Consider the following 11252-nt stretch of genomic DNA (forward strand, 5'->3'; position numbering starts at 1 on the left):
GGGGATCACGGACCCCTGACGCCCCATGGAGGCGCCGCGCCACACAGCGCACATGGGGACTCCTGGTGCGCCCTAAGGGGCCAGTGGCACTCTTGGCGCGTGACCATGATCAAGATCAATGCCATCACCGTCCCAGCCGGATCTGGCGACGAGCTCGCCCATCGGTTCGCTGCGCGAGCCGGCGCGGTGGACGACGCCGACGGTTTCGAGGGGTTCGAGTTACTGCGCCCGACCGACGATCGTAGACAGTGGTTGGTGATCACCCGCTGGCGTGATGAGGAATCCTTTCAGGCGTGGGTGAGTTCGCCCGGGTTCGCCGAGGGTCACCGTTCAGCCGTTGAGCGTGCGGGCGGGGAGGCTTCCCGTCCCGTTTCGACGCACAGCGAGGTCTGGAACTACGAGGTGGCGGGCGGCTCCACGCCCAGGCCGGGCTGACGATCCGAGGCCCCTCAGCGGAACGCGGCCGAACCGATGATCGAACGTTCTGTATACCGCATTCAGGTCTACGGCAGCAGGAGTGCGCGTCATTCCCCCGCCTGCGGACCCGGACACGACGCAGGAACGGATCTAGCGTCGATGCGTTCAGGTGCCTGGCCGCGTTGGCGGCGAGCAGGGTCTGGGCGGTCCGCCGGGTCGCCGCGAGAGGTGACACCATGTCCAGTCCCACGATCCTTCTCCCTTTCCAGCCATCGACGATGTCCACCGCCAGCTGGCGGCCGTGTCCTATCTGGCCCGCTACGCGGAGTCTTCGCGGTTTCGCCGATTCGACCTGATCGTCGGGACAGGCCTAGCACCCCTAGGCGATGCGGACCGCCAGAACGGCAACGTCTTCCATCGGGTCCACCGCTACCAATAACGAGGTCGACGAGGGCTTGGGGCCCGTTCTCTGGGGGGTGCCGTCGGACCTTGGTGAGCAGCGTGTAGATGTTGTCGTCGATGTCGCCCGCCCGGGTCTCGACCAGGCCGTCGGTATATGGCACCAGCGTGCTGCCGGCTGGCAGGCTGATGCTGTGGTCCCGGCGGCTGACGCTGCCGGGTAACCCCGATCGGGACACTCGATGACCTCAACACCACTCCGGACTCGGAGCTGGTTCCCTTCCTCACATGGTCCTGCGACGACAAACGCCACCGGCTGGGGCGCCTGGCTAGGCGACGACGTCCGCGGCCCGAACGTCAACCCGTACGGCGCCGCCGCCCGCCTGGAGGACTTCCGCGGGCTGCCTCCGGCGTACATCGAGGTCGGCGAGCTCGACATCTTCCGGACAAGAGCCTGGCCTACACCCAGCGTCTGCTCGCCGTGGGCGTGAGCACCGAGCTGCACCTGCACCCGCTATCCCGCGCGCCACCAAGGCACTGGCGCCCGCCTTCGAGATCGCTGAGCCGGTCGCCGCCGACCGTCATCGAGTGCTCAGCGCCCTGTAGGCGGTCAGTGGCTCGCCACGGCCGATTGTGGGCGGCCCCCCCGCGGCCCGTCCTGGCCATCAGCTGCAAGTCGGGCCCGCGCAGGCGCCGGCGATAGGGAGTTACGACGCGGGCAGGCAAACCCAGCGCGAGTCCCCACACGTTGACCCCGTTCACCTCGCGTCGAGCGGCCGCCACCGCGCAGAAGGCCATGAGGAACGCAACTGACGAAGCGCTGTTTGAACGCCCACAGCAGTCATCAGCCGACGCCGAGACCGCCACGAGAACAGCCACAGAGGCCCTGCCGGCGGCGGAAGAATCGTCTTCGGGTTCGGCTTTGAGTGCAACTACGATCGGCTCGGCTAAAACTTACCGGTTGTCGGCCAATCCGTCGCTTTCATGCGCCCCGAGGCAGCAAAGCCCTCGCCGCTCTTTGTGTTGAGCTGAGCGACACCCAGACGCGCAAACCCCGGCACCGATCTGACCCTCCCTACAGCGTCAAAAACCACCCGCCCCCGCATGAATGAACTCACCATGTGAGGAGTTCAGGACTCATCCCGTCGTCTTGGTCACAGCCGGCTGAGCCCCCGAGTGCGCCCGAGCCCTGAAGCATAGGCGGCCGTTCCTCCTGCCCTTGGCCCCAGACATGCCGAGGCGAAGGGGGCTACGTTCGACACGAGAAGAGCCGTCCACAGCCAAAGAGAGAGGGCATCATGAGCGACGCCAAAACATCCGGATCGGTCTACCAGGTGGTCAACCCGGCTACCGGCAAGGTCGTCGAGACCTATGAGCACGCGACAGATCAGGAGATCGAGTCGGCGCTTGCTGGCGTGCACGCGGCGTACAGCGTCTGGCGGGACGTGCCGATCGCGGAGAGAGCAAAGGTGGTCAAGCGGATCGGCGAGCTGTTCGTCGAGCGGCGGGCCGAGCTGGCCGCGATCGCGACCGAGGAGATGGGCAAACCGCTGGGTGAGGCGCGCGGCGAGTCGAAGTTCTGCGGCGAAATTTTCGAGTACTTCGCGACCGAGGGCTCCGAGCTCGCGGCTGACCAGCCGATCAAGACGTTCTCCGGCGGTAAGGCCATGGTCCAAAGGCTCCCGATCGGGCCGGTGCTGGGGATCATGCCGTGGAACTACCCCTACTATCAGATTGCCCGGTTCGCGGCGCCCAACCTGATGCTGGGAAACACGATTGTGCTCAAGCACGCGGAGTCGGTGCCCAGGTGTGCGCTGGTCGTTCAGCAGATCATGGTCGACGCCGGATTACCCCAGGGCGCCTACGTCAACGTGTTCGCCACCCACGCCCAGATCGAGCAGATCATCGGCGACTCGCGCATCGCAGGTGTCTCGCTGACCGGCTCGGAGCGGGCAGGTTCGGCAGTCGCCTCGATCGCCGGGAAGAACCTCAAGAAGTGTGTGCTCGAGCTGGGCGGTTCTGATCCCTACGTCGTCCTGGACACCGACGACGTCGCTGCGGCTGCTGACCTGGCCTGGGAGACCCGGATGAGCAACACCGGTCAGGCCTGCAACTCGAACAAGCGGATGATCGTCATGGACGACATCTTCGACGGCTTCGTCGCCCGACTCACCGTACGCGCCAAACACCTGCGTCCTGGGGACCCCGCCAAAAGGGCCGAGGGCACCTTCGCCCCACTTTCCTCGCGGGCGGCGGCTGAGACCCTGGCCAAGCAGGTCAATGACGCCGTAAGCAAAGGCGCGACCCTGCATGCCGGGGGCGTGCTCGGCGACGGGCCGGCCGCGTACTACTCGCCCGCGGTGCTAACCGGGATCACCGAGGACATGCGCGCCTACCGTGAGGAGCTGTTCGGGCCGGTGGCAGTGGTCTACTCGGTCTCCAGCGACGACGAGGCACTCACTCTGGCCAACGACACCGCCTACGGTCTTGGCGGTGCTGTGTTCAGCACCGACACCGAGCGTGCGCGGAGGGTCGCCGAGCGACTCGAAGTGGGCATGTCCAACGTCAACACCCCGGCGGGGGAGGGCGCTGAGGTACCTTTCGGTGGTGTCAAGCGCAGCGGTTTCGGCCGCGAGCTCGGTCCCCTTGGCATGGACGAGTTCGTCAACAAACGGATGTTCTACATAGCCGACTAGCGCCGACCAGCGCTGGCGTGAGGCCGGAGGTCCTCGGACGTCGGGTTCGCTGCGAAGGCGCGAGCCGACGACCGGGCTCGGCCGGGTGAGCGGCCTCCTCAGACGGCGTTAGTCGCTCGCGTGCTCCGTGCCGGGCCTCTTGGTGTGGCGGCTTGTGTCGAGCAGGGGCAGCCGGGGCATAACGAGGTCGACCCAGACCTAGCGCACCGCTGGCGCGACGGCGAGGGCCCAGACGATGGAGGCGATGACGTCGCTGGGGAAGTGGACGCCGTAGGTGACGAGTGCGAGCGCGACCACCGCCACGACAATCGCACCGATCGTGGTCGCGGTGGCCTGCCAACGGGTGCCGCGCAGCACCAGCACGACGGCGATGGCCAAGGTGGCGACGAAGACCGTGTGGCGGCTGGGGTACGACGCGTCCGTCAGCGCCGGCGTGTAGGGGTGGGACAGCAACGCGCTTTCGGGCCGCGGCCGGTGCACGATGAGCTTCATGACGGCCGACGGTAACCAGGTGGCGGCGACGACGCCGGCGAATGCGGCCGCGACTCGCAGGTCTTTCGTTCTGACCCAGATGACGCCGGGTGAGTAGCACGGTAATGAGGATGGCCGGTGCCGGGCTGAAGAGGTGGTAGATGCCGGTGGTGAGGGCACCGATGAGCCCGGTCCGTAGGTGGTTAAGGTCGACGACTGCGCTGAGGTCGGCCGGGTGGGCCTTCAAGAAGAAGCCGGATACCGCTATGAGCACGGCGGCGGCGACGGCGACGGCGATCGCTCTGGTCCCCGATGTGGTGGGTTGCAGGATGCCGGTGCCTCGAGGAACCCGGGCGCCGGGGGTGGCGTGGGGAACGGGGGACGTCATGATCTTGAGGCCTTTCTGGGGTGGGCTGCGCTGCAGGATAGGCTGGTGAGCACCGTTTCGATCGGAGGCGGTTGGGGCGCCTGCAAGAGTGCCAGCGCGCTCTCGCCGACCCCGGGCACCACCGTCCGCAGTGCGGCGATCACATAGATCCAGAAGGACGTGGGATTGTTGTCGGCCCGGTCGAGCGACCGCCACGCGGGCAACCGCTGATCGGGCGGCGCGGCCGGCCCCGCCGCAAGCCACTGGGTGAGCAGCGTCGTCTCGCCGAAGCCAGCAGGTGCGGAAACGAGCATCAACTTCGAGGCGGCCCCGCGGTCCAGCCTCCCGCGCAACCCCGGGCGCTGCAGCAGGCTACGTCGGGACCTCGGGACATACAGCTTCGTCTCGGGCAGGGAGGTCGGCACGAGCCCATTCTCCTGTCGGGAACTCATCGGGTGGAGGATTCTCGTACTCCGCGTTGATCGGGCTCGACGGCGTGCGTGAGTTCCCTGGATGAACATCCTTGGCTCTGTCACCAAACCCACCCGACACGTATGGGCCACTGCAACACCCGCCGTGACCTGAAATCCGGCCGGGAGGAGGGCGCGATGCGGCCCACCGTAAGTGCCGAGTCTTGGGCACGGATTGGTCACGTACGCTGACGTCGTGGTTGGTAGCCATGTTCCCCGTATCAGCTGCTGCCACCCCCTTTCGTGCACGGGAGGGGCCGGAAGTGGTCCGTCTTCGCCCCGCGAGGCGATCGACGCCCAAGCCATCGGTGCGCTGTAATGCCCGCGGCGCTGGCGCTGTCGAACCCGAGCACCGATCTGCTCGAGGCCTACCTCAGCGCAATGCGAGGACTGGACCGCAAGACTGGCCGTTGACCCACCCAGGCAGCCCGGTCCTTCTGCGCCAAGCTCGAGTGGTCCGGTGGCTGGGAACAGCTGTCGCTGGCCCAGCAGTCGGACGCGATCACCAAGGCCCGCTCGTTCGTGTCGTGGCTCCTGGTCACCGGCAGGCTCACGATCGCCGCCGAGCTGATGACCGACCTCGACCTGCGCCTAGGCGTCCTGGCGCGCGGGCACCGCCCTGCGACCCACGCCTGGTTCGTCGCCGCAGGCGAGCAACTGCGGTTGCCGCCCGACGACGTCGCGCTCCAGTGGAACGCACTGATGGTGCCACCGCCATCATCGGGGTCAGCCCGGACCGTTTGAGGGTCACGGACTTCGAGGCAGCAGGGGAGGCGATCACCGCCGCCTACGTCAACCGAGGGATGCCCGGCTCGGGACGGAACATGTCCGCGATCCTCACCCGCCTACGACTGACCCTGTTCCACTGCGGCCAGCTCGATGCTCCCAAGCGGGCACGCACCAAGCCGCCGGTGGCGGTCTCCGGCTGGAGCGAGGTCCCCGAGCGGTGCGCCGACCCCGCCGACGCTACATCGCCCAGGTTGAGCTCAGCCTGCGGCCCAAAACCGTCAACCACATCGACCAGCCGCTGCGCGAGTTCGGCAGCTGGCTCGATCACAACCGCCCAGGGGTGATCAGCTGCGCGGGCCTGAACCGCAGCAACATCGAGGGCTACAAGAGCTGGATCCGTGCCCGTCATGGCCGCTACACCGGCAAGCCCCTCAACCGTGTCAGCATCAAGAACCGCCTGATCAACCTGCACTGCTTCGTCGACCGGGTCACCGAGTGGGGCTACCCCAACCCACCGCAGGGGCCGCTGATCTTCACCGGCGACCTGCCGATCATCGACAAGCCCCTGCCGCGATTCCTCGACGACGCCGCGGCCACCAAGGTCATGCGCACCAGCCGCGCCGACCGGACCCACTCTCTCGCCGGATCGTGGAACTGTTGGCCCGCACCGGGATCCGTAAAGGTGAGCTGCTCGCGCTCACCGTCGACGCGGTCGTCCAAATCGGCTCGGCCTACTGGCTTCGGATCCCAGTCGGCAAGCTGCCCAACGACCGCTACATCCCCCTGCACCCGCAGCTGAAGGACATGCTCGACGACTGGATCCACCACCACCGACCCACCGGCCTGTGCTCAGAACGACTGCTACTGGATAACAACAAGCCCGTCAGCGCGCTGCGCGTGTCGAGCGCGATCAGCCTGCTGTCCCACGAGGCCGGCATCGGACACGTCACCCCCCCCAGCTCCGCCACACCCTCGCGAACCAAAGCCATCAACCGCGGCATGAGCATCGACGCGATCGCCGCCCTCCTCGGTCACAAACGCTGGCCATGACGATGATCTACGCCCGGATCGCCGACAAGACCGTCGCCGAGGAGTACTTCAACGTCACAGAGAAAGTCGAATCCCTCTCCGGTCAACCCCGCCAGCTGCCGCGAGACGACGAAGGCAGCGAGATGCGCAAACTCCGCGGCGAGATGCACCTGCGCATGTTCGGCAACGGGCACTGCGCACGACCCGTCCAAACCGACTGCCACTTCGAGTCCATCTGCGAGAGCTGCGCTTTCTTCGTCACCACCATCGAGTTCCGACCCACCCTCCAAGCCCAACGCGACGACGCCCACAACAAGGGCCAGATCGTCCGCCAGAAGATCTTCGACAGACTCCTCGAACGCCTCGACCACGAAGGCTCGGCATCAGCCTCTGACAGGATCACCCGCATCAGTACAACCACCGGCACGCCCATATCGCCATCGGCCTGCACACCCCCGCCGTCGTCCACTACGGCCTGGCAGCAGCCATGGCCACCGACCGGGCAGCCACCCTGGCCAACGCCAGAGCAGCCACCCCTGAGCGCTTCACCAGCTCGACCCCACCCAAGATCCTTCAGCTGCCCGACGCCGCCTGAATCAACCCACCACCACTACTCACGGAACCAGCCGCGTAACTCCCACTGGCCTCCACCGCCTTGACAAATACCGGTCGCCGGGCAGATGGGCTCGAGCGCGTCCCCGGGAACCGGCCTCCCTCCCGTCCGCGATGTGAGACAGACATAACGGATACCGGCCGCGTCGAGGCCCAGCCGCGCCAATACTGACGGCGCGGGCCCGTGGGGCGGGCCGGGGGGATGGGGAGTGGGACATGGCGGTTCAGCGCGTACGTGAGATGACTCGGGTGCTGGTGGTCGACGACCACGGCACGTTCGCCGAGATGCTGGCGGGCGTCCTTGACGACGAGCCTGACCTCGGCTGCGTCGGCCACGCCCATAGCGCAGCACTGGCCGTGGACATGTATGCCAAGCTGAAACCCGACGTCGTCATCATGAACGTCGAACTCACCGCATCCATGGACGGTGGTCTCGCGGTGACCCGGGCCCTGCTCGCCGGCGACCCGGGAGCGCGCGTAGTGCTCTTCGCCGCCCACGCCTCGGGGGCGTCTGTCGTGAGGGCTCTCGACGCGGGCGCCTGCGGGTTGGTCACCAAAGACGGCCGGCTCGAACAGCTGCTCAGCGCCCTGCGCGCGGTGCGCTCCGGGCGGGTCCGGGTCTATCCCGGTCCGATGTCCGGCCTGGTCCCCGTGCAGGGGCAGGAGGCCGTCCCGCTCACCGCACGCGAGCACGACGTCCTGTCCCAGATGGGACAGGGCATGGACGTGCGCTCGATCGCGGCCGAGCTGCAGATCAGCGTCCACACCTGCCGCGACCACGTCAAGGAGGTCCTGGGCAAGCTCGGTGCCCACTCCCAACTCGAGGCCGTCGTCCTGGCCGTCCGCAGGGGAATGATCACGATGGAACTGGCGGCCTGACGAGCCTCGACCTGACACCAGACGTCGTTCCGCGAGGTCCTTCCCGACGATGGTGTCTCCAACTCAGTCGCTGGTGGGTAGCAGAACAGACAGCCGGACGCTGGTTTGATCCGGTATCGCGGTGATGGCGATACCGTCGCTGAGGTGGCTGGCAATCCACAGCCCACGTCCGTGGGTCGAGTCCGCGTTCGGCGGGAGCACGGTTGGCGACGTCGGGGACCCGTCCCGGTCCCGGATGTCGAAAACGAGCTCCGGGCCGGTGTGGATCACCCGCACATGCCCTCGGCCTGCGCCGTGCAGGACACTGTTGAGGGCGACCTCGTGCACGGCCAGAACGAGCTCGCTGACCTGGGTTGCGGGCACGAACTCAGCGACCACCCGTTCGATGGCTTCGCGCAGTTCCTCCAGGTCGTCCGGCCCGAAGTCGATCCGGGCCAGCTCCCGGTCCGGTCCTCGGCCGGCGGGATGTTCCACCCATACATCCTGACACTTCGAGACCTGGTTGTGCAGTAGTCGGAACAACCGCCAGCGAACTGACCGGCGTTTCCCGTCATCGACCGTCGCACCGGTCAAGGCCGGGGCGACGAGCCAGGGGGACCACCGGCAGGGGTTTGTCGAGTCACGGTCGTAAGGGGGGTCCCCAACCCCCGAAGACCCTCGGGTCGGCGCCACGACACGTAACCGTGTCAGGACGGTATGCGTTGTGTGTCAGCGCTACTGGGCAGACGCGACTGCCAAGTCCCCCTTTGTGGGGGCGGTGATCCCTTTCCTCGGCAACGTGGAGACCGCTCGGTGCCGACAACCCGCCCTTGGACCTCAGCGTGGGGGCAGCCGGTTGGCGGCGGGCAGGCCAGACCTGCTGCGGTTCCCTGCGCGTTGGGTCGCCTGCTCTTGCGAGGTGGTCCGCTCGGAGGGGCTGCGCCGCGACGGACTGGCTGATGTCGCACGTTGCCAGGTGGTTGGGGTGCTGCGCATCACGGTGGTCTGAGGTGCAGGGCGCCCCAGGGTCAGCGCGGCCCTCTTCGTCGAGGCGGTGGCCGCGGTGACGTGCGTCCGGTCCGGGTCGGGCCGGTCCGCGCGAGCCGACCGCCTGGGCGGCGGGAGCAGGGTCAGCGCCACCAGGACGCCGGCACAGTAGACGGCCCGGATGTCGCCACCTACTGCAGGAGGCAGCAGCGCCCGGGCGGCGGCGTCGATGATGACCCAGCCCGCGGCAGCTGCGCTCCAGACCGGCAGCCGACGGGACGTGGACAGCAGGTCGACGATGACGGTGGCGACGAGCAGGCCGGAACTGTAGTACGGATACGTTTGTGGATCGAGAAGGAGCCTGGCAGCAATCACGGCCAGCGGTACGGCTACCCACCGGCCGCGCCGCACGCAGATGACGGCCACCAGCACTCCCAGAAGGATCTGTGCCGGCCGGTCCCACCCGGGGGTGCTGGCCGTGTGCACACCGAGCGCGTTCAGGGCTGAGTCGCCGACGTTGCTGATGGAGAATCGGCCGACCGCGATAGTCCCGGTGTCGGCCATAAGGAAGGGGAGCCAGCTGAGGGCTACACCCGCCGCGATCAGGACGGCCGCGCGGAGCCGTTGTGACCTGGGCAGAACAAGAATCAGGGCGGCGAACCCCAACGCCCACGGTTTGCTGTCGATCGCGGCGGCCAGCAGCAGGGCGGTGGCGTTCGGGCGCCGGGCGGCGATCGTGAGCACAGCCAGCGCGACGAAACCAAGGGCGAGTGCGTCGTCCAGGTGGGTGAAGTGGACGGCGACCAGGCACCACACGGGAAGAAAGAGCAGTCCAGTGCTGAGCAGCAGGGTCAGTGGGGGACGGCTGCCGGTGAGACGCTGCCGCGCGGTCGACAGGACGTGCAGGATGAGGAGTCCCAGCAGTGCCAGCACCGCCTGGGCGCCAACACGCCCGAGCACCGGGCCGAGGGCGTTCAAGGGCACTGCGGCGAGCATCGCTACGGGCCCGAACTGAAGTTCGGGATGGCGGGCGAAGAGGTGCAGGCCGGCCCCCGCGGCATCGGGGTGAGCAATGAGTTCCGCGCTCTGGGCGAAGTAGTGCCAGGAGTAGCCGCCACCGGGGGTGGCGAGTGCCGACCAGATGGCGGTCCACGACAAGAGAACCAGCCAGACGCGCCGCCTCGTTGGGGGTCGTGCGTTCCTGCCCTGGAGGGTGGGCATGCGTCCTCCTCTCGTAAGGGTGCTTCGGTGCTGCCAGGCCATCGGTTGGCTCCCCTGCACAGAGTCGATTCTGGTGGGCGTGGTTCTCGAATCGTCCTTCGCCACGCGGGTCCGTCCGACTCATCCGGATGCGTCGACGTGTGAGGCGCCCGCAGCGGCCACAGAGTCCCAGGACCCGAAAGGTGACTGCGGCATCCTTTCACCCGGGCGACGAACCGAACGAATCGCCCCATCGCCGCTGACCCGACCTCCCCTTTCCGGGTCCGCCCGGGCCTTGGTGGTTGGCCGCGGCGGCGACGGCGCAGGGCCTGCAGCTGGGATTTCTCCCCCGCACGCGGGAGGTGCCCCCAGTCAGCGCTGATCACGTACTCGTCCTCGCCGAGTTCCTGGCCCTGCCAGCGCCGGGCGTACAGGTCGAGGACCCGCGCGGCCTTGGCAGGGAAGTGTGGGTCGCGGGGAAAGATCGCGGACCGGTGCTGCCAGGGCTTGGTCGCGTCCGAGGCCAACCAGCGACGGACCGTGGCCGGCGAGCGCCTCGACCAGCCCACGAACGGTGGCCTCGGCCGCCAACTCCGAGCTGGACCACCGTGACAGCGGCACCTCGTCCTCGACAGACAGGGGCGCACGCCAACGCCTTCACCTCGGCGACCTGAACCGGGCTAATCGACGCGGCCGCCCGGACCTGGGCCGGTCCGTCAGCCCAGGCAATCCCTCAGCGGCGAAGCGTCGACGCCACGTACCGACGGTGTCCACGCGCAGCCCCAGACGGGCGAGCATCACCGCGTTGGCGCCACCCGCGGCGGCGGCCAGCACGACCGGGGCCCGGACCACGTCCCGGTGCTCGCCGCGCCCGGCCCGGGCCCGAACCCGGACCCGCAGCACCGCCCCCTCAACGACGGACAGCCTGATCACGACGGGACCCGACACAGTCATGGCTCTGTTGTCCCCTCCGGGCGCGGCCGGCGCCAGCGACACCCCGCACGCGGCACGTCTGGG

General features: G+C 68.0%; 13 protein-coding genes and 1 pseudogene. 7 read left to right on the plus strand and 7 right to left on the minus strand.

The window, feature by feature from the left end:
* The first annotated feature begins 99 nt into the window (after positions 1-99).
* A complete protein-coding gene (locus ACLL9L_RS04525) occupies positions 100-435 on the plus strand; it encodes an antibiotic biosynthesis monooxygenase family protein (protein WP_411283456.1) in 336 nt (111 codons plus the stop codon).
* A gap of 89 nt (positions 436-524) precedes the next feature.
* Here the strand turns inward: ACLL9L_RS04525 and ACLL9L_RS04530 are convergent, their stop codons facing one another.
* Positions 525-1055, minus strand: coding sequence for a SpoIIE family protein phosphatase (locus ACLL9L_RS04530; protein ID WP_411283457.1), 531 nt, complete (start codon positions 1053-1055; stop codon positions 525-527).
* Positions 1056-2114: 1059 nt separating this feature from the next.
* Between ACLL9L_RS04530 and ACLL9L_RS04535 the strand changes: the two genes are divergently transcribed.
* Complete coding sequence (locus ACLL9L_RS04535) at positions 2115-3512, plus strand: NAD-dependent succinate-semialdehyde dehydrogenase (RefSeq protein ID WP_411283458.1); 1398 nt, start codon at positions 2115-2117, stop codon at positions 3510-3512.
* A 198-nt stretch (positions 3513-3710) separates the two neighbouring features.
* Here ACLL9L_RS04535 and ACLL9L_RS04540 read toward each other — a convergent pair whose 3' ends face one another.
* Together ACLL9L_RS04540 and ACLL9L_RS04545 are read right to left on the minus strand one after the other, a co-directional pair.
* Entirely contained in the window at positions 3711-4163 is a 453-nt protein-coding gene (locus tag ACLL9L_RS04540; protein WP_411283459.1) for a phosphatase PAP2 family protein, read from the minus strand.
* Positions 4164-4367: 204 nt separating this feature from the next.
* Positions 4368-4775 (minus strand): hypothetical protein, encoded by a 408-nt coding sequence (locus ACLL9L_RS04545; RefSeq protein ID WP_411283460.1) that lies wholly within the window; start codon positions 4773-4775, stop codon positions 4368-4370.
* Between the two features lie 567 nt (positions 4776-5342).
* Between ACLL9L_RS04545 and ACLL9L_RS04550 the strand changes: the two genes are divergently transcribed.
* The 3 genes from ACLL9L_RS04550 (at position 5343) to ACLL9L_RS04560 (ending at position 6599) form a co-directional block, all read left to right on the plus strand.
* Positions 5343-5564: a hypothetical protein gene (locus ACLL9L_RS04550; protein ID WP_411283461.1), complete on the plus strand. Its 222-nt coding sequence runs from the start codon at positions 5343-5345 to the stop codon at positions 5562-5564.
* Between the two features lie 202 nt (positions 5565-5766).
* Positions 5767-6348, plus strand: a complete 582-nt coding sequence (locus ACLL9L_RS04555) for a hypothetical protein (protein WP_411283468.1) — start codon at positions 5767-5769, stop codon at positions 6346-6348.
* The gene (locus tag ACLL9L_RS04560; protein WP_411283467.1) at positions 6237-6599 is read left to right on the plus strand and encodes a hypothetical protein; all 363 of its coding nucleotides are present in this window, start codon (positions 6237-6239) and stop codon (positions 6597-6599) included. Before ACLL9L_RS04555 ends, ACLL9L_RS04560 begins: the two co-directional genes overlap by 112 nt.
* On the opposite strand, the gene ACLL9L_RS04565 is transcribed toward ACLL9L_RS04560, so the two are convergent.
* Positions 6581-6949 (minus strand): hypothetical protein, encoded by a 369-nt coding sequence (locus ACLL9L_RS04565; RefSeq protein WP_411283462.1) that lies wholly within the window; start codon positions 6947-6949, stop codon positions 6581-6583. The two genes, ACLL9L_RS04560 and ACLL9L_RS04565, sit on opposite strands and share 19 nt — an antisense overlap.
* A gap of 41 nt (positions 6950-6990) precedes the next feature.
* Between ACLL9L_RS04565 and ACLL9L_RS04570 the strand changes: the two are divergent.
* A pseudogene (locus ACLL9L_RS04570) lies at positions 6991-7173 on the plus strand (IS3 family transposase); the annotation flags it as partial.
* A gap of 233 nt (positions 7174-7406) precedes the next feature.
* Positions 7407-8069, plus strand: coding sequence for a response regulator (locus tag ACLL9L_RS04575; protein WP_411283463.1), 663 nt, complete (start codon positions 7407-7409; stop codon positions 8067-8069).
* Between the two features lie 63 nt (positions 8070-8132).
* Here the strand turns inward: ACLL9L_RS04575 and ACLL9L_RS04580 are convergent, their stop codons facing one another.
* From ACLL9L_RS04580 to ACLL9L_RS04590, 3 genes are all read right to left on the minus strand, one after another.
* The gene (locus ACLL9L_RS04580) at positions 8133-8543 is read right to left on the minus strand and encodes an ATP-binding protein (RefSeq protein ID WP_411283464.1); all 411 of its coding nucleotides are present in this window, start codon (positions 8541-8543) and stop codon (positions 8133-8135) included.
* A gap of 342 nt (positions 8544-8885) precedes the next feature.
* A complete protein-coding gene (locus tag ACLL9L_RS04585) occupies positions 8886-10256 on the minus strand; it encodes a hypothetical protein (protein WP_411283465.1) in 1371 nt (456 codons plus the stop codon).
* Positions 10257-10892: 636 nt separating this feature from the next.
* A partial coding sequence (locus ACLL9L_RS04590) for a helix-turn-helix domain-containing protein (RefSeq protein WP_411283466.1) occupies positions 10893-11252 on the minus strand: 360 nt, incomplete at its 5' end.

It is taken from the genome of Lapillicoccus sp. (assembly GCF_046595215.1).
In the GTDB taxonomy this organism is placed as follows: Bacteria; Actinomycetota; Actinomycetes; order Actinomycetales; family Dermatophilaceae; genus Lapillicoccus.

What these genes read in the sequence shown, in the direction of transcription:
- ACLL9L_RS04535 (WP_411283458.1), top strand. Translation starts at nt 2,115, where the DNA reads ATGAGCGACGCCAAAACATCCGGATCGGTCTACCAGGTGGTCAACCCG.
- ACLL9L_RS04575 (WP_411283463.1), top strand. Translation starts at nt 7,407, where the DNA reads ATGGCGGTTCAGCGCGTACGTGAGATGACTCGGGTGCTGGTGGTCGAC.
- ACLL9L_RS04585 (WP_411283465.1), bottom strand. Translation starts at nt 10,256, where the DNA reads ATGCCCACCCTCCAGGGCAGGAACGCACGACCCCCAACGAGGCGGCGC.